This window comes from Vibrio nomapromontoriensis (assembly GCF_050337205.1).
In the GTDB taxonomy this organism is placed as follows: Bacteria; Pseudomonadota; Gammaproteobacteria; order Enterobacterales; family Vibrionaceae; genus Vibrio; species Vibrio nomapromontoriensis.
Genome location: NZ_JAKJSS010000006.1, coordinates 647,249 through 664,039, shown reverse-complemented (window position 1 = coordinate 664,039; position 16,791 = coordinate 647,249). Strand labels below are relative to the sequence as shown.

Sequence of the window (16,791 nt, the reverse complement as noted above, 5' to 3'; positions counted from 1 at the left end):
ATTTTGTTTTTTTATTCTATAACCATATGATTTATAGAAGAACTGCTCTAGATTGCCACTGTTACCACTTTGAATGAGTATACATCCTAGTATACGAGCATTCTAGGTTTAGTGACAACCAAGATGCAATTTCATAACAATCACGGCACAAATTTCGACGCTTATTCCGTAGTAATGAAACAAGACCGCCATTGTTTATTGCTGCTGCAACTTATCAGTACTGCTGGTTAATATTCACTTCAATCGTGTCACCCAGCTTACCGGGTTGGCTTTCACCATACCAATCGCCTTCACGGGTCGACACATTACCGTCACTATCAATACGAGCGCGTATCATCAAGCCATCAAGGTCAGATAACTTACGCCCTTCCATCATGCTGTCTTTATCATCTAATACAACGGTTCGAGGGAAGGTGCCAACAGGGTATCTCGCCGCAGCCACTGGCATTGGTGCGCCGTCAGCCGTATGAGCAGAAACAATCAAAAATGAGGTCGGATTTGCCGCCATTTCTGGTGAAACCGTAATACTCACGGCAACAGCATTATCACTAATCTGACCCATTTTTTTGCTCGTTTCACCGAGGCGAGCTTCTGCACTCTCGATGCTTCGCGTTAACATTTCGTAGCGACTGTCATCTGGGCCAATTAGGCGCTGCATAATGCCCCAGTATCTCGCTGCGCCAGCAAAGTCTTCACGTTCAAACGCATCAAACGCTAACAAAGAAAACACGCGCAAATCAACATAATCTTCTTTAATCAGGCCGGTAAGTAAACCGCGAGCTCGGTTTTGATCCATCTCGTCTGGAGACATCATCAATGCTTGCGCAAAACCAAGTTGTACGTCGGTGTTGCTTGGCTCTAATCGATAGGCATTTTCCATCGCATCAGTCGCCGTCGTGACATCACGATTGGCCAATGCGATACGACCGAGTAACAACCAACCTGTCGAATCGTCCGGCTGATAATGAAGACGAGTACGAAGGGCAAGAGTCAGATCCTGCATTTCGTCTTCTGTCATTGGTTCAGCCGAACCCGCCATGAGTTTTTTCGATAGTTCAGGCAAATTAGCAGAGACTTCCTGCCAATTTTTCACTTTGTCCGTCGCACCAAAAGTAACGTACATACCATAGCTCAAACCCACAATCAAAATTGCTGACGGAATGAACACAGCCATTGGAGACACATGACTTTGCGCTTGTTTGTCCTGCTTTGGAATGTCATCAAGCAACGACTGCTTTAGGTCAGAAACCAAATCTTGTTGGTTCTCAACCAAGCCTTCATCATCCTCGATGGCCAATTCGGACAAACGGTCTTTATATAAGGCTTTGTTCAAGTCGTCACGCAACTGCGCGTCAATATTGGCCTTCTTGCTTCGCAGGGGAATTGCCAACATTAAGCAAGCAACAACGACCAATGCGACAGTCGATATCCAAAATAATGTCATTATTGCTTATCCTCAGTCTTTTTTTCGTCCAGCAAAGCGTTGAGTTCCGCTTCCTTTTCTTCGCTCCACTGCGCTGCAGGTTGCTCAACCTTCGCTTTGGTTTTTCTACTTCTTAGAAAAATCATACCAAAACCAATTAACACCACAGACAAAGGTCCTGCCCATAAAATAGCCGTACCTAGTGTAAATGGCGGGTTGTAAGTAACGAAATTACCGTAACGAGCAATCATGTAATCCACTATCTCTGACTTTGACTTGCCTTCTTTTGTCATCTCATACACTTTTTGGCGCAAGTCCTGCGCCAATTCGGCGTTGGAGTCGCCAATCGTGTTGTTCTGACACTTTGGACAACGCAGCGTATTGCTCAGCTCTTTGAACTGTAGCTCTTGCTCCATTGAATCAAATTCATGAATTTCAATCGTTGCGTGAACCGAAAAAGCTAAGATCAACGCAGACATGCCAGCGATTAACCACTTTTTCATTGTTTCGCCTCCTCAAGCATCTCTTGATACATCGGTTGAAGTTTTTCACTCCAGTTACGCGCGTTCACATCACCGACATGACGATAACGAATCACGCCATCAGCATCAATAAGGAAGGTTTCCGGAGCGCCGTAAACCCCTAGGTCTAAACCGAGCATTCCGTCTCCATCAAACAAGCTAATTAAGTATGGGTTACCCAGCTCGTCTAGCCATTGCACCGCTTTATTGCGCTGATCTTTATAGTTCAGACCAATAATCTTAACGCCATCAGCCGCAAGTTCATTGAGATATTGATGCTCTGCATAACAAGTTGGACACCATGTCGCCCACACGTTAAGAAGCAGTGGCTCGCCTTTAAAGATGGACTGATCGTAGAGTTTGCCTGGCTCAACTAGGTCTTCCAAACGAAACTCTGGTACTTGTTTACCTAGTAATACCGACTCAAGCTTCGTTGGATCATCACCTGCCGAGTTGCGGCCCAATTGAACCGCGAAAACAGTCACTAAGATCAAGAAGAACACCAAAGGAATAAACAGAATCTTCTTATTCATTACGCAGCCTCCTCTTGCGTACCCGGCTTACGGAAGCGGTATCGCTTATCACTAATGGCTAATATTCCACCAATAGACATAAATATCGCGCCTAACCAAATCCAACGAACAAACGGTTTGTGGTAAATACGGATAGCCCAAGAGCGACCGTCATCTAACTGTTCACCCATGGCAATGTAGAGATCACGAGTAACGCCGCGATCAATGGCCGCTTCCGTCATCATCGATTTTGCCGTGCGGTAGAAACGCTTTTCAGCATGCAGCGTATTAACGTAGTTACCATCTTTGGTAATTTCGAAATCAGCAATATAGCCATCGTAGTTAGGGCCGTCGTGGTCACGTAAGCCTTTAAAGTAGAAGTCATAATCATTGATCTGGTAATGCTCACCCGGCGCTAGACGTACATCACGTTCAACACTGTAGTTTTGCACCATAGCAATACCTATCACCGTCACCGCAAGACCTAAGTGACCCATGATCATCGCCCAGTGGCTGCGAGGCAGTTTCTTCACCCCTTCGACGAAGCTATGACGGTGAGTCGCACGCTGGTACAGCTCAAAGCCGTGCATGGTAATGATCCACATCGCCATCACCCAACCAAGGAACGCAAGACCGGTGAAGAATTCAGCCAGTAATACCACCATCAATGCCGAGAATGCTAAAGAAATCACGCCCGAGATGATCATTGGTTTAACCAGCTTGGACAAGTTGTCACGCTTCCAACGAACCAAAGGACCAATACCCAATAGGAACGCAAATGGCACCATCAACCAAGTAAACAACATGTTGAAGAATGGCGCGCCAATCGACACGGACCCCAAACCAATTTGTTTATGAACCAATGGTAGTAGCGTACCAATTAGTACCACCACTAACGCGGCAATCAATAGAATGTTATTGCCAAGTAACGCATTTTCACGAGATACCAAGTCAAAGTTACCACGCACACGAACAGATGCGCCTTTTAACGCAAACAGCAGTAATGAGCCGCCAATAACAAAGACGAGGAAGCCAAGAATAAACATGCCTCGTGATGGGTCGGAAGCAAAGGCATGCACCGAAACCAAAATACCAGAACGAACTAAGAAGGTACCCAGCAGACTCAATGAGAATGCAGAGATTGCCAGTAATACAGTCCAAGCTTTAAATGTGCCACGTTTTTCAGTCACCGCTAATGAGTGCATTAACGCCGTACCTGCCAACCAAGGCATAAATGACGCATTCTCTACTGGATCCCAGAACCACCAGCCACCCCAGCCAAGCTCATAGTAAGCCCACCATGAACCTAGTGCGATACCAAGCGTTAGGAAAACCCACGCAGCGGTTGTCCAAGGACGAGACCAACGCGCCCATGCTGTATCTAAACGACCCGTCATTAATGACGCAATAGCAAAAGAAAAAGCTACCGAGAAACCCACATAACCCATATAGAGCATTGGCGGGTGGATAATCAAGCCTGGATCTTGTAGCAATGGGTTTAAGTCACGGCCATCTACAGGGAAGAACGGTAAAGTACGTAAGAACGGGTTCGACGTTACAATAATAAACAGCAAGAAACCGACAGTAATCATACCCATCACGGCTAATACGCGAGCGACGGACTCTTGTGGCATACCACGACTAAACGTCGCAACCGCAACCGTCCATCCTGCTTGGATCAATACCCAAAGTAGTAGTGAGCCTTCATGTGCCCCCCAAACCGCGGTTAACCGGTAGTACCAAGGCAACATGGTATTCGAGTTACTGGCCACGTAAGTGAGGGTAAAATCGTTACTGTAAAACGCCCATAATAAAATGGCGAAAGACATGAGCAGCATTAGGAACATCCCCCAAGACAGCGGTCTTGCGGTGTTCATCAGCATGGTGCTGTTTCGTGAGGCGCCGATTAGCGGCAAGATACTGAGCAGAACCGAAAGGCTCAGCGACAGTATCAGGGCAAAATGCCCAATTTCAGCAATCATTGACCGCTTCCTTGTTTTTGTTCAGGAGAGTATTCAAGTGGAGCGTGTGTCTTTTTCATCGCTTCGGCGACTTCAGGTGGCATGTATTCTTCATCATGCTTTGCAAGCACCTCAAACGCTTCGATCGTGGTCGCATCTACAAGTACGCCTTGCGCGACAATGCCCTGACCTTCTCGGAACAAATCAGGCAAAATGCCATCATAAACGACCGTGACTTTTGGACCGACATCAGCAAGATCAAAGCTTACACGGAGTGATTCGTTATCACGTCTAACCGAGCCTTCAACTACCATGCCACCAATGCGTAATCGCTGACCCACTTCTGGCTTGGAGCCATCTGGTTTGCCATTAACGAGTTCTGTTGGGGTATAGAACAGATCCATATTCTGGTTTAACGCATAAAGAATGAGTCCCACGGTAGCACTAATACCAATAAAAATAGCCAAGATGATGCCAAGCCTTTTCTTGCGCCTAGGGGTCATAATGTATTCTCCATATTCTTCGCCGCGTCGATACGCGATTGTCGATCCACTTTGGCTTGCACCTCTTTGAGAAGCGTCTTACCACGAGACAAACTGGTTAAAAGCAAGATAATAAGTGATAGAAAAGTAATGCCGAATGCGCTCCAAACGTAGCCTGCATATCCGCCCATCGCGAAAAAATCGCTGATTGAATCAAAATGCATGGTGTTAACCTCTTGATTTAAGCTGATGGTTGGCAAGTGCGATCACCCATGGGCGGTGACCTTCTTTGCTGATAATTTCATTTCGAAGTCGAATTAAAGTCAACGTACCAAAAAAGAACGCAAACCCAAAAATGTTCAATAATAGTGGCCATAGCATGTCACTAGAAATCGACGGCTTAGCAAATTTGGTAATGGATGCCCCTTGGTGCAGCGTGTTCCACCATTCAACAGAGAAGTGAATAATTGGCAAATTCACTACACCAACAATGGCTAAGATACCTGCGGCTTTCGCGGCTGTTTTTTGATCATCAAAAGCGTGGTAAAGCGCGATAACACCAAGGTAAAGGAAAAGTAGAATGAGCTCTGACGTAAGACGAGCATCCCACACCCACCATGCACCCCACATTGGTTTACCCCAAACCGCTCCGGTCAACAGTGCAATAAAGGTAAACACCGCACCAATCGGTGCCATCGCGAGTGCTGCCATGCTGGATAATTTCACTTGCCACACTAAGCCAATAAACGCCGCGATTGCCATCGACATGTAGACACCCATAGACCAAATGGCCGAAGGCACATGAATATAAATGATCCTAAAACTGTCGCCTTGTTGGTAGTCCGATGGTGCAAAAGCAAGCCCCCAAACAGTACCAACCGATAAGCACACTAACGCGAGTGTGGCAAACCACGGTAATAAACGACCACATAATTGATAGGTGGTTTCAGATTTGGCATAAGGATGAAGCCATTTCCACATATTGTTTCTCACTCTTTAAAACGACATTGCCAGCATCACTTCTACGTTGTGATACGTGTGTGATAATTATTATGTTTTCGCGTTGCTCTAGTTAACACTTACTCTCAAGGCTGCGCTAATCGCGAATGGCGTTAACGTCATCGCACCCGCAAGCATGGCGGCAAGTAGCGCCAGTTGCCCATTATACGCAACCCCTAGTGATGCCGCATCAATCGCCGACGTAGCAAATATTAGAATAGGAATATAAAGCGGCAACACTAGCAAGCTCAACAATACCCCACCCTTTTGCAACCCAACGGTGAGTGCAACACCAATGGCGCCAATAAAGCTCAATGTGGGCGTACCCACCAGCAAGGTCAATACCACCGCTAACCAAGTATTAAAGTCCAATGACAACAAAATAGATAAAAGTGGACTAATCAAAATTAGGGGTAAGCCTGTCAGTAACCAGTGCGCGACGATTTTTGCCATCACCACCAAAGGCAACGGGATCGGCATCAACATCATCTGTTCTAATGCCCCATCTTGAAAATCGTCTTTAAAAAGTCGCTCCAATGACAGTAACGCTGCCAGTAGTGCCGCAACCCAAACGATCCCTGCCGCGATGCGAGCTAAGAGGTTCGGCTCTGGCCCGATACTTAGCGGAAACAGGGTAATGACGATAATAAAAAACCACAACGGGTTGAAGATATCGGCCTGACGTCGAAAAGCAATCAGCAGTTCTCGACGGACAATTTTCATCGTAGAAGCTAGCATACTACTCTCCAAGCTTAATTTTCTTAAGTTTAGGGTTTTGGTTAAACATATCTTGGTGAGTGGTTAGCATAACAATCCCACCTTTATTCGCATGTGCTAAGAACAGGTCTTCAAGGACCTTGACGCCTTGCTTATCGATCGCTGTTAATGGTTCGTCCAAAATCCACAGCGGCTGTTCACTCAACCATAAACGGGCTAACGCAACCCGGCGTTGTTGCCCGGCAGAAAGTTGCGCCACAGGGACATCTTCCCTGCCCGCTAACCCCACTTGCGTTAACGCATGAAATATTTGATCCGAAGTCGTATTGGGAGCGTGTATTGACTGATAAAATTTCAGATTTTCAAAAGCGGTCAACTCTCTTTTGACACCGGTTTGATGCCCAAGAAACAATAAAGCTTGGTGATATTCTTCTCGGTTTGATTCGATAGTTTCACTGTTCCATCGAATTTCACCGTCTTCTCGATCACCTAATCCTGCCACAATACGCATTAAGGTCGTTTTTCCGGTACCGTTTCGACCTTCAATCTGTACTAGGTCTCCGGTTTGTAACGAAAATGATAAATTTTCGAACAATACGCGCTCATCTCGAATCGCGGTTAAATTTATGACTTCTAACATTCGTTTTTAGGCTGGGACGACAAGGCCTTCATCTTACCATAGCTGTATTGTGACAATAGGATAATGATCAAACTCGCTTCACGAAACTTAAGCTCAAACACTAAAGCTCTGTTATTTCTACCCTTAACTACCACCAAAGAGGTATAGTCATTTATCTCTTCCATCAAACTGACAAATAGAATAGCAGACCATATCTTAACTACGAATGTGAAAACGTAAGAATTTATTAAGAATATAAAAAGAAATGAACAAGTGTATCTCTTTAAAATTAATACACTTGTTAACAATTAGCGTGAGCGTTTAGGAGGTTGGTAACCCATCATTTGAGATCGAGTCGGTTGGGCTCTAGGCTTGTTAAGTGGCGGGACTTTTTCCTTTCCTGCAATCTTATTTTGCAGTGACATCATTAGTTCGGCTTCCGCTTTAGGAAGTTCGCACTCTTCAATCAGCTCATTAATATCAGCGCCAAGTTTGACCATTTTATTCGCACGAGTATACAAGCGCCCGTCGCTATCAATATTTTCTAACTCGACAACACGTTCGGTCAAATGACGAATAATATCTTCTTGCTCGGAAATCTTTTGTCCCAACCCAACCAGTACAGAACGCACTTCTAACAGTTGTTTATTGCATTTATCCAGCTCTTTATCAGCATGGCGGATCTGCTGACGGCTGGTGTTTTTATGCAAGCTCAACTGACGATGCAACTTCACTAACCAGACAAGGGTAACGACAAAAGCCACCACCCCTACCCAAAGTAGAGGTGATTGAAATGGGAAAGACTCAAGCATTATAGATAAGCCATATCATCCCACTCATCTTCAGAGAGCAGCTTGTTCAAGTCAACGAGGATGAGCAGCTTACCTTCACGATTGCTTACACCTTGGATGAACTTAGCACTTTCATCGGTGCCAACACTTGGTGTGGTATCAATTTCTGAAGAACGCAAGTACACCACTTCCGCGACGCTATCGACAAGAATACCAATAACCTGACGCTCAGATTCGATAACAATAATACGAGTATTGTCGGTGATTTCACCTTGCATTAGACCAAATCTGGCACGGGTATCAATCACAGTAACAACGTTGCCACGTAAATTAATAATACCCAATACGTAATCTGGCGCGCCAGGAACAGGCGCAATCTCTGTATAACGAAGTACTTCACGTACCTGCATTACATTGATGCCATACGTTTCTTCTTCTAACTGAAAGGTTACCCACTGCAACACTTCATCGTTAGCTTGATCTTTTCTTAGTTCTACATCCATCGTCTGAGACATAATTTTCCTCTCAATATGTAAACTGCGGCGTTCACCGCAATTGCATCAATTCTTGTTATTGTACTGAATTAACATCTAATCCAGCATTTAGCATTCCAATTAGTTCCGACACATGAACTAGCGCACACATTTGCTCTTTCACCATGCCGGCTAACCAAGGACGCTTACCTGATTGTTCTCGCCACCTTACCGCTTCTGGTCGCAGTTGTTCGGTGCCTTTAAGCTCTGTCGATGCCAAGCCCCAATTACTTTCACCTAACATAACAATGTACTCGTAGTTTGATTTGTACTCATCGTCAGTTAGAACATCGGGCATTACCCACTTTGCAGTATCCACGACATCGACCTGACTCTCTCGACTCGACTGTAAGCCGAGATACCAAGTAGGGCGACCAATTAAGTGACTTAACTCAGCCATTTTATGAATACCACCTAGCTCATCGAGTGGCACCGCAAACGTCATACCGTTAACAGCAAAATACAACACTTGGAAATTTTCACTACGTTCAGTGCTTTGCCAAGCCGTTGCGTCTCCCCCACCAAAATTGGCTTGATGAGTTTCAACCGCATGGTCTACCGAGACATTTTGTTCTGGCTCAGAAACCGCCAGATCCCTATCACTTTCACTAGTGACAGCATCGACATCACTTGTCGAATCAGCCACATGGTCTGTTTCTGGCAGTGCCCAGTGTTGAATTTCTGGCTCTGGCTGTATTAATTCAGGCTGTATAAGCGCTGCTTGCTCTAGCTCTGGCTGCAATAAAGGCTGAAGCACTTCAGGTGTATCGACTTCTGCCTGCGAACGCATACCATCAAACAGCTTTTCGAGTTGCTGCAAGTTAGGCGGTTCATCATAATCAACATCACGTCCATAATGAACGGAAGGTTCAATATGCATGCTCGATTGAGCCTGCCACTCCATTCTGTCTATTGCTGCCACTTCAACGCAGGTTTCTTCTTTGGCGCTATCGAAATGCAAAGTATCAAGCGCATTTGCCTGACGCTCAGTTGAATCTGTACCAGCATGGCACTCGGTTGAATCCACGCTCGGTTCTGAATCGGCCGTGTTGTCAGTACACGCTATTTCACCAGAAGCGTTCTCGCTTGAACTCATGTCACTTGGAGTATTGCATTCACTCTCGTCTTCAGAAAAGTCACCTATTCCAAGTAACGAGTTAAAGTAATCATCAAGCGCTTGTTCACTGGATAGAGGCGCTTCATCCATTGCCATCAATCGCTAGCCTCTCTAAATAGATGAGTAGTTGTTTGTAAGCAAACACACCACGGCTGCCAGAAGCAAAATGCGATGCTGGCAAATGCTTAAGACTGGCGTCTCGAAACTTGGTATCAATGGGGACGGCTGAACTCCAGACTTGGTCCTGGTAGTCTTGCTTTAATTGTGTCAACGTCTGCAGTGAGGCGCGTGTTCGCTTATCATACATGGTTGGTACAATGGTCACTTTAAACGGGCGCTGACGAGACTTTTGCATGATCGCCAAGGTTCTGACCATTCTTTCTAGCCCTTTCATCGCTAAAAATTCAGTTTGAACCGGAATCAAAATTCGATCGCTCGCAGCCAACGCATTCACCATCATGACACCAAGGATCGGAGGGCAATCTATTAATACATAGTCATAGTGATCGCGTAACGTCAGCAGGGCTCGCTTAAGAATTAATCCCATGCCACTGCGATTACCCATCACTCTATCAAGGGTTGCGAGCGACATGTGTGCAGGAATGACATCGATATTGTCGATATTCGTTTCGTGAACCAGTGCTTTTACGCGCGTCTCGGTAAATTCCTTTAACTGGAACAAGTCGAACAGACTACGAGGTAGTGTATCTGAGTCCATCCCTAAGTACGTGGTAAGCGAAGCATGTGGGTCGGTATCAATCAACAACACTCGATGACCTTTTTGAGCAAGTAAGCCCGCTAACGTCACCGTACTGGTTGTTTTGCCAACGCCACCTTTTTGGTTAGCAACACTCCATACAATCATGTTACTGCCTCTTTAGCTCAACAAGAATACGTTCAGCCACTCGCTCTAATGGCAGGTTTTCTGTTGAAATCCCCGCTTTAGCTACAGCTTGAGGCATACCATAAACCACACAACTTTCTTCATCTTGTGCCCACACCGTAGAACCAGCATTTTTTAACATACGCGCACCCTCACGACCATCAGCGCCCATGCCAGTTAAAATAACCGACAACACCTTATCGTGATAAATCTTAGCGGCAGAGCCAAATGTCACGTCTACACACGGCTTATAATTCATCCGTTCACCACCATCAATAATGCGTAATTTGGCACTTGATGGGCGCCCTTCTAGCATCATTTGCATGCCGCCAGGCGCAAGGTATGCAACACCGGGTTGGAGTATATCGCCGTCTGCTGCTTCTTTTACCGTGATTTGGCACAACGAATTGAGCCTTGCTGCGAATGCTGCAGTAAAAGTTGCCGGCATGTGTTGAACCAACAAAATAGGATGCGGATAATTTCTAGGAAACTGCGTTAAAATCCGTTGTAACGCGACTGGCCCGCCTGTTGAGGTGCCAATAGCCGTCAGTTGATACGCCTTACCCGACGCACGAAAGCGCGACTGCAGAGGTGCTTGAGCAGAAGTGCTGCTTGTTCTAGCTATTGCCGAGTCAGCAGGCTTATTTGATGCCATACGAGCGGAAGTATTCAGCGATGACGCACCTAACGGGCTAGGAGCCGCAGATGTAGAGCCTGGTAGCACTCTTGGCGTACGCGAAACCAGTGGTGTGCGACGCATCATAGTACGGCGACTAGCGATCTGCAGCACACGTTGTTGCAACAACGCGACCGCTTCATCTTTATTTCGCGCGATGTCTTCGAATTTCTTCGGTAGAAAATCTAACGCTCCCGCCTCTAATGCATCTAACGTCGCTTTCGCACCATCATGCGTCAGCGATGAAAACATTAATATGGGCGTCGGCTGTTTCGCCATGATTTCACGCACTGCTGAAATGCCATCCATAACTGGCATTTCAATGTCCATAGTAATAACGTCTGGCTTGAGAGAAAGCGCCTTTTCAAGCGCTTCTTTGCCATTGACCGCCACATCGATCACTTCTAATCGGGGGGCGGCATTGATGATATCACTGACTCGACGACGGAAAAAACTTGAATCGTCTACTACTAACACTTTGATCGACATAGATTTCCTTATCAGATACGCGATGCAGCGGCGTACTGTTTAAGTAAATCAGGCACGTCCAAAATTAAAGCAATATGGCCATCACTGGTAATCGTTGCGCCCGCCATACCAGGCGTACCCTGCAATAGCTTATCAAGCGGTTTAATCACCACTTCTTCTTGACCAATGAGTGTATCGACGACAAAGCCGACACGTTGACTACCGATTTGAACAATCACCACATGGCCATGGCCTTTGCGCTGTTCCGCGCGACCCGCATGGGATGCTAACCAGTTCTGTAAATAGAATAATGGAATCGATTTATCACGAACAATTATCGTCAATTGCCCATCAACAACGTTAGTGCGGCTTAAATCCAGATGGAAGATCTCATTAACGCTAGCAAGCGGCAGCGCAAATGGGTTACCGCCAACGCCTACCATCAAGGTGGGTAGAATCGCTAAAGTCAGCGGCACTTTGATGGTAATTTTAGTCCCAGTGCCGAGTTCTGAATCAATATCAATAGAGCCATTTAGGGTGTTAATCGCGGTTTTTACCACATCCATCCCTACACCACGGCCAGAAATATCTGAGATTTTTTCTTTACTCGAGAAGCCCGGCATGAAAATCAGATTAAAGCATTCTTTATTGGTCAGACGCGAAGCCGCATCTTCATCCATCATGCCACGTTTAACCGCAATTGCTCGCAGCTTATCCGGATCCATACCACCGCCGTCATCGACGATAGCCAGTTCGATATGGTCACCTTCTTGCGACGCAGACAAGGTAACGGTACCTGTGCGTGATTTGCCCGACTGCTCGCGCACGTCTGGCATTTCAATCCCGTGGTCAACCGAATTCCGAACTAAGTGAATCAGCGGATCCGCTAACGCTTCCACTAAATTCTTATCCAAGTCCGTCTCTTCACCCTGCATGACCAAAACAATGTCTTTATTTAGGCTACGTGCAAGATCTCGAATAACGCGAGGAAAACGTCCAAAGACCTTTTTAATCGGCTGCATGCGCGTTTTCATTACCGCACCTTGCAAGTCCGCTGTCACAACATCAAGGTTAGAGACTGCTTTTGACATCTCTTCATCATTGCTGTTGAGGCCAAGACTCACCAGTCGGTTTCGAACCAACACCAACTCGCCGACCATATTCATGATGGTATCGAGTGTGGACGTGTCCACGCGCACACTGGCTTCTGCCTGCGGCTTTTTCACCGGCGTTGCTTTCGTTTCGCTATTTGCAGGCAGCTTCTTCTCTTGCATCGCTGGTGCAGAAACCGGAGCTGGATGAGATGCAGGAGCGATTGCGTTTTCAGTGCTGGCAGGAGCTGATTCAGAGATAGAAGCATTTGGCTCTTGCAACACAGAAACCGGTTTCGTTGCGGCCTCTAGTTCTTCGGGTGAAGGTCCGTTGCCGACACCATGAAGTTCATCCAATAGCTTTTCAAACTCTTCGTCCGTCATCAAGTCACCACCGGAAGGCGACGGAGCAAGTGGCGGTGTTGGCGCTGCGGTAGGCAAGCCTGTAGGCTGTGCCGCGGCGTCACCTAATGATGGGCCTTTGCCGACACCATGAAGTTCATCCAACAGTTTTTCAAATTCATCATCGGTAATATCAGAGGAACTGGCGTTAGCGGCTTGCGGCGTTTTATCTACCGAAGTAACCGTTGCCGAAACAGGCTGAGAAGGCACGCTTTTTTTCTGATTCGGCGCTGCACCTTTACCGTGTAGCTCATCTAAAAGACGTTCGAATTCATCTTGAGTAATATCATCGATTGAGCCACCTTGAGCATCAACCGACGTTGATTCAACAGCAGCAGGCTCACTAATAGACTCAACAATCGGTGCCACTGGCGCAGCGGGTTGAGGCACTTCGATAGGTTCGTTGCTGGTCGCCGGTGAACTAAGACGATGTAGCTCTTCTAAAAGACCAGGGTCGGCAGGCGTGATAGATTCAGAATTTTGTACCGACTGAAACTGATGATTAATGGTATCCAGTGCTTTAAGCATGGTATCCATTAGGTTTGCGTCAACACCTCTTTGGCCATTTCGCAAAATATCAAACACATTCTCCGCACCGTGGCACGTATCCACGAGTTCGGTCAACGCTAAAAACCCTGCGCCACCTTTAACGGTATGAAAGCCTCTAAATATTGCATTGAGCAGATCTTTATCTTCAGGGTTATTCTCTAGCTCAACCAGTTGCTCAGACAACAGTTCAAGAATTTCACCCGCTTCCACTAGAAAGTCCTGAAGGATTTCTTCATCTAATTCGTAGCTCATAGTCCACCTCTAAAACCCAAGACTCGAAAGCAAATCATCGACTTCGTCTTGCGAGGAAACGGCATCCGTTCGCTCATGAGGGTTAATAATGGGTCCCTCAACGCCAACTGGTGCCTGCTTTGGTTTTGTAGTTATTGATTGTTGTTCGTCACTGAACACTTTCAAAATCTCCACAAGCCTTGTTTCCACTTCACTCACTAATGTGATAACTCGGCGTATGATTTGTCCAGTAAGGTCTTGAAAGTCCTGTGCCATGAGGATATTAGTTAGCTGCGTTCGAAGTTCAGTGCTATCGCCCTCAACCTGAGTCAGTAAGTCATCAATCCGGTGACACAAATCTTTAAATGTTTGTAGCTCAACACGTCCATGCATGAGTTCATTCCATTGAGGACGAACTTGTAGCAGGCACCCATGAAGGTTATCGGCCATTGGCAAGCAATGCTCAACCGCATCCATGGTCGTATTCGCTGAAACTTCGGTTTTATTAATCACGTACTCAAGACGATCGCGCGCTTCAGGAATTTCATCATTAGCTATCTCGTTCAATCGAGTATCAATGCTAAATTCGCTTAATGCGTCGTGTAGTTCTCGCGTCAATGCTCCAACTTCTTGGAGCACCCGACTTTCACTACCGCCTTGGATCTTCATGACCAGCTCATCCGCTTCTTGCTGCTTTTGCTCCTCAAGGAGCACAACAAGTTGCTTAGCTTGTTCCAATGAAATCATTCTGAAATAGCCACTTTGCTATAGGAGCGCGTTATAAACGCTCAAAAATTTTGTCTAATTTTTCTTTTAATGTTGCAGCAGTAAATGGTTTAACAATGTAGCCATTTACGCCTGCTTGTGCCGCTTCAATGATCTGCTCGCGTTTTGCTTCTGCAGTAATCATTAGGACAGGTAAATGTTTTAACTCGTCATCTGCTCGAATGTGGCGGAGAAGATCGATACCTTGCATGCCTGGCATATTCCAGTCAGTCACTACAAAGTCGAAATCGCCTTTTTTAAGCATAGGTAACGCTGTTAAACCATCATCAGCTTCAAGCGTATTGCTAAAGCCCAAGTCGCGTAGAAGGTTTTTGACAATACGTCGCATTGTTGAAAAGTCGTCAACAATAAGGATTTTCATGTTTTTATTCAAAATTGCCTCCACTGAAAGCAAGATCAGTGATTATTAATTATTATCAGTCCAAGCGCTGAGCTTGGTTCGAAGACGCTGCATCGTTTGACTAAGTATTTGGCTAACGCGCGATTCGCTGACGCCTAATACTTCTCCTATCTCCTTCAAATTCAACTCTTCGTCATAATACAGGGATAACGTTAAGGCTTCACGCTCAGGGAGCGTTTTTATCGATTCAATTAACGCTTCGCGGAATGCATCATCCGCGACGCCCTGAAATGGCGAATTGTCTTCATCGTCTGTTGCTACAGAAACAGAGTCCTCTGAAACGCCTAAATCTTCAATACCTACCAAACGAGAACAGCTTATATCTGTTAATGCACGATGATATTGTGTCAAACTCATGCCTAAATGCTGGGCAACCTCTGCATCCGTTGGCTCTCGATTAAGCTCAACTTCTAACAATGAGATCGCTTGCGAAATATCGCGACTGTTCTTGTGTACCGACCTAGGCACCCAATCACCGCGACGAATATCATCCAACATGGCACCACGTATACGGATTCCCGCATACGTTTCAAAACTCGCACCTTTACTACCATCGTAGTTTTTTTGTGCTTCAATCAAGCCGATCATGCCGGCCTGAATTAAATCTTCCACCAATACATTCGGCGGCAGTCGCCCAATTAAGTGGTGCGCAATTCGCTTCACTAATACTGAGTATTTCTCTAAGAAAGCTTGCTGACCGCTTAAATTGGCATGCTGGTCATAGGTCAAAGCTTTATTCACTAAATGGTTCCTCTAGTGCTGCAGGTCGATTTAGCAAGCGCTCTACGAAAAATTCCAAATGACCGCTTGGGACTTTAGGAATCGGCCATGTCAGCGCTTTATTCGCTAAAGAGTTCAATGCTAACGCAGCAGGCGAGCGTGGAAACGCATCCACGACAATCTTTTGCCTTTTCACTGCTTGTCGCACTTTATCATCTAACGGGATACAAGCGACTAACTCAAGGCTCACATTGAGGAATCTCTCTGTGACTAGTGTCAATTTTGCGAATAATTCTCGGCCTTCTCGGTAGCTACGAACCATATTCGCCACAACCTTAAAGCGTTGAACCTGATGCTCTCGGCTCAATAATTTGATCAGCGCATAGGCATCGGTAATGGACGTTGGTTCATCACACACCACTACCACCACATCTTGCGCTGCACGAGAAAAGCTCACTACCATGTCAGAAATACCAGCAGCAGTATCTACTAGCAGGACATCCATCTCATCTTCTAACGTACCAAAGGCACGAATCAAGCCGATATGTTGCGCGTGGCTTAATTCTGTCATGCTTTGCGTGCCTGAGGTGGCAGGAATAATACGAATGCCGTGTGGACCTTCCACAATCGCATCTTGTAAATCGCATTCACCCGCTAGAACATGCCCTAAGTTTCTCTTAGCGCGAATTCCAAGCATTACGTCGACATTGGCCAGACCTAAGTCTGCATCCAAAACCATGACTTTTTTGCCCTGGCGAGCCATACAAATCGCAAGCCCAAGTGTTACGTTAGACTTGCCCACACCACCTTTACCACCAGTAACCGAGATTACCTTTGTGTACGTTGGCTGAGTCAAACGTCTCAGTCCACTTGCTTGGTCATGTATCATGTTATTTGTCATATTCGCTTG

19 protein-coding genes are annotated in these 16,791 nt (G+C 46.0%); all 19 read right to left on the bottom strand.

Going from position 1 to position 16,791, the window contains the following annotated elements; genetic code table 11:
- Window positions 1-214: 214 nt before the first annotated feature.
- Window positions 215-1,444 (bottom strand): c-type cytochrome biogenesis protein CcmI, encoded by a 1,230-nt coding sequence (gene ccmI, locus L4D05_RS03125; RefSeq protein WP_428792994.1) that lies wholly within the window; start codon window positions 1,442-1,444, stop codon window positions 215-217.
- Complete coding sequence (locus tag L4D05_RS03120; protein WP_265676149.1) at window positions 1,444-1,926, bottom strand: cytochrome c-type biogenesis protein; 483 nt, start codon at window positions 1,924-1,926, stop codon at window positions 1,444-1,446. Before L4D05_RS03120 ends, ccmI begins: the two co-directional genes overlap by 1 nt.
- Complete coding sequence (locus L4D05_RS03115; protein WP_265676150.1) at window positions 1,923-2,477, bottom strand: DsbE family thiol:disulfide interchange protein; 555 nt, start codon at window positions 2,475-2,477, stop codon at window positions 1,923-1,925. Before L4D05_RS03115 ends, L4D05_RS03120 begins: the two co-directional genes overlap by 4 nt.
- Window positions 2,477-4,438, bottom strand: coding sequence for a heme lyase CcmF/NrfE family subunit (locus L4D05_RS03110; RefSeq protein ID WP_428752359.1), 1,962 nt, complete (start codon window positions 4,436-4,438; stop codon window positions 2,477-2,479). The genes L4D05_RS03115 and L4D05_RS03110 overlap by 1 nt, the downstream gene beginning before the upstream one ends.
- Entirely contained in the window at window positions 4,435-4,920 is a 486-nt protein-coding gene (gene ccmE / locus L4D05_RS03105) for a cytochrome c maturation protein CcmE (protein WP_428792993.1), read from the bottom strand. The genes L4D05_RS03110 and ccmE overlap by 4 nt, the downstream gene beginning before the upstream one ends.
- A complete protein-coding gene (gene ccmD / locus L4D05_RS03100; RefSeq protein ID WP_428752361.1) occupies window positions 4,917-5,123 on the bottom strand; it encodes a heme exporter protein CcmD in 207 nt (68 codons plus the stop codon). Before ccmD ends, ccmE begins: the two co-directional genes overlap by 4 nt.
- Window positions 5,124-5,127: 4 nt before the next feature.
- Complete coding sequence (locus tag L4D05_RS03095; protein WP_428752362.1) at window positions 5,128-5,880, bottom strand: heme ABC transporter permease; 753 nt, start codon at window positions 5,878-5,880, stop codon at window positions 5,128-5,130.
- A gap of 87 nt (window positions 5,881-5,967) precedes the next feature.
- Window positions 5,968-6,636 carry a heme exporter protein CcmB gene (gene ccmB, locus L4D05_RS03090; RefSeq protein WP_428792992.1) on the bottom strand — a complete coding sequence of 223 codons (669 nt, stop codon included), beginning with the start codon at window positions 6,634-6,636 and terminating at the stop codon, window positions 5,968-5,970.
- A 1-nt stretch (window position 6,637) separates the two neighbouring features.
- The gene (gene ccmA, locus L4D05_RS03085; protein WP_428792991.1) at window positions 6,638-7,255 is read right to left on the bottom strand and encodes a cytochrome c biogenesis heme-transporting ATPase CcmA; all 618 of its coding nucleotides are present in this window, start codon (window positions 7,253-7,255) and stop codon (window positions 6,638-6,640) included.
- A gap of 287 nt (window positions 7,256-7,542) precedes the next feature.
- A complete protein-coding gene (locus L4D05_RS03080; protein WP_428752364.1) occupies window positions 7,543-8,046 on the bottom strand; it encodes a DUF2802 domain-containing protein in 504 nt (167 codons plus the stop codon).
- The gene (locus L4D05_RS03075) at window positions 8,046-8,540 is read right to left on the bottom strand and encodes a chemotaxis protein CheW (RefSeq protein ID WP_250616867.1); all 495 of its coding nucleotides are present in this window, start codon (window positions 8,538-8,540) and stop codon (window positions 8,046-8,048) included. The genes L4D05_RS03080 and L4D05_RS03075 overlap by 1 nt, the downstream gene beginning before the upstream one ends.
- Before the next feature lie 55 nt (window positions 8,541-8,595).
- Window positions 8,596-9,771, bottom strand: coding sequence for a chemotaxis protein CheW (locus tag L4D05_RS03070; RefSeq protein WP_428792990.1), 1,176 nt, complete (start codon window positions 9,769-9,771; stop codon window positions 8,596-8,598).
- Window positions 9,758-10,540 (bottom strand): ParA family protein, encoded by a 783-nt coding sequence (locus L4D05_RS03065; protein WP_428792989.1) that lies wholly within the window; start codon window positions 10,538-10,540, stop codon window positions 9,758-9,760. Before L4D05_RS03065 ends, L4D05_RS03070 begins: the two co-directional genes overlap by 14 nt.
- A gap of 1 nt (window position 10,541) precedes the next feature.
- The gene (locus L4D05_RS03060; protein ID WP_428792988.1) at window positions 10,542-11,723 is read right to left on the bottom strand and encodes a protein-glutamate methylesterase/protein-glutamine glutaminase; all 1,182 of its coding nucleotides are present in this window, start codon (window positions 11,721-11,723) and stop codon (window positions 10,542-10,544) included.
- Window positions 11,724-11,734: 11 nt separating this feature from the next.
- Window positions 11,735-13,996: a chemotaxis protein CheA gene (locus L4D05_RS03055; RefSeq protein ID WP_428792987.1), complete on the bottom strand. Its 2,262-nt coding sequence runs from the start codon at window positions 13,994-13,996 to the stop codon at window positions 11,735-11,737.
- A gap of 9 nt (window positions 13,997-14,005) precedes the next feature.
- Window positions 14,006-14,722 (bottom strand): protein phosphatase CheZ, encoded by a 717-nt coding sequence (locus L4D05_RS03050; protein ID WP_428792986.1) that lies wholly within the window; start codon window positions 14,720-14,722, stop codon window positions 14,006-14,008.
- Window positions 14,723-14,753: 31 nt separating this feature from the next.
- Window positions 14,754-15,122, bottom strand: a complete 369-nt coding sequence (cheY, locus tag L4D05_RS03045; protein ID WP_096995504.1) for a chemotaxis response regulator CheY — start codon at window positions 15,120-15,122, stop codon at window positions 14,754-14,756.
- Window positions 15,123-15,167: 45 nt separating this feature from the next.
- Complete coding sequence (locus L4D05_RS03040) at window positions 15,168-15,902, bottom strand: RNA polymerase sigma factor FliA (RefSeq protein WP_428752370.1); 735 nt, start codon at window positions 15,900-15,902, stop codon at window positions 15,168-15,170.
- The gene (locus L4D05_RS03035; protein WP_265676165.1) at window positions 15,895-16,782 is read right to left on the bottom strand and encodes a MinD/ParA family protein; all 888 of its coding nucleotides are present in this window, start codon (window positions 16,780-16,782) and stop codon (window positions 15,895-15,897) included. Before L4D05_RS03035 ends, L4D05_RS03040 begins: the two co-directional genes overlap by 8 nt.
- Window positions 16,783-16,791: the final 9 nt, after the last annotated feature.

Excerpts from the sequence above, each read along its gene's own strand:
- ccmI (WP_428792994.1), bottom strand. The coding sequence starts at position 1,444 with ATGACATTATTTTGGATATCGACTGTCGCATTGGTCGTTGTTGCTTGC.
- L4D05_RS03120 (WP_265676149.1), bottom strand. The coding sequence starts at position 1,926 with ATGAAAAAGTGGTTAATCGCTGGCATGTCTGCGTTGATCTTAGCTTTT.
- L4D05_RS03115 (WP_265676150.1), bottom strand. The coding sequence starts at position 2,477 with ATGAATAAGAAGATTCTGTTTATTCCTTTGGTGTTCTTCTTGATCTTA.
- L4D05_RS03110 (WP_428752359.1), bottom strand. The coding sequence starts at position 4,438 with ATGATTGCTGAAATTGGGCATTTTGCCCTGATACTGTCGCTGAGCCTT.
- ccmE (WP_428792993.1), bottom strand. The coding sequence starts at position 4,920 with ATGACCCCTAGGCGCAAGAAAAGGCTTGGCATCATCTTGGCTATTTTT.
- ccmD (WP_428752361.1), bottom strand. The coding sequence starts at position 5,123 with ATGCATTTTGATTCAATCAGCGATTTTTTCGCGATGGGCGGATATGCA.
- L4D05_RS03095 (WP_428752362.1), bottom strand. The coding sequence starts at position 5,880 with ATGTGGAAATGGCTTCATCCTTATGCCAAATCTGAAACCACCTATCAA.
- ccmB (WP_428792992.1), bottom strand. The coding sequence starts at position 6,636 with ATGCTAGCTTCTACGATGAAAATTGTCCGTCGAGAACTGCTGATTGCT.
- ccmA (WP_428792991.1), bottom strand. The coding sequence starts at position 7,255 with ATGTTAGAAGTCATAAATTTAACCGCGATTCGAGATGAGCGCGTATTG.
- L4D05_RS03080 (WP_428752364.1), bottom strand. The coding sequence starts at position 8,046 with ATGCTTGAGTCTTTCCCATTTCAATCACCTCTACTTTGGGTAGGGGTG.
- L4D05_RS03075 (WP_250616867.1), bottom strand. The coding sequence starts at position 8,540 with ATGTCTCAGACGATGGATGTAGAACTAAGAAAAGATCAAGCTAACGAT.
- L4D05_RS03070 (WP_428792990.1), bottom strand. The coding sequence starts at position 9,771 with ATGGCAATGGATGAAGCGCCTCTATCCAGTGAACAAGCGCTTGATGAT.
- L4D05_RS03065 (WP_428792989.1), bottom strand. The coding sequence starts at position 10,540 with ATGATTGTATGGAGTGTTGCTAACCAAAAAGGTGGCGTTGGCAAAACA.
- L4D05_RS03060 (WP_428792988.1), bottom strand. The coding sequence starts at position 11,723 with ATGTCGATCAAAGTGTTAGTAGTAGACGATTCAAGTTTTTTCCGTCGT.
- L4D05_RS03055 (WP_428792987.1), bottom strand. The coding sequence starts at position 13,996 with ATGAGCTACGAATTAGATGAAGAAATCCTTCAGGACTTTCTAGTGGAA.
- L4D05_RS03050 (WP_428792986.1), bottom strand. The coding sequence starts at position 14,722 with ATGATTTCATTGGAACAAGCTAAGCAACTTGTTGTGCTCCTTGAGGAG.
- cheY (WP_096995504.1), bottom strand. The coding sequence starts at position 15,122 with ATGAAAATCCTTATTGTTGACGACTTTTCAACAATGCGACGTATTGTC.
- L4D05_RS03035 (WP_265676165.1), bottom strand. The coding sequence starts at position 16,782 with ATGACAAATAACATGATACATGACCAAGCAAGTGGACTGAGACGTTTG.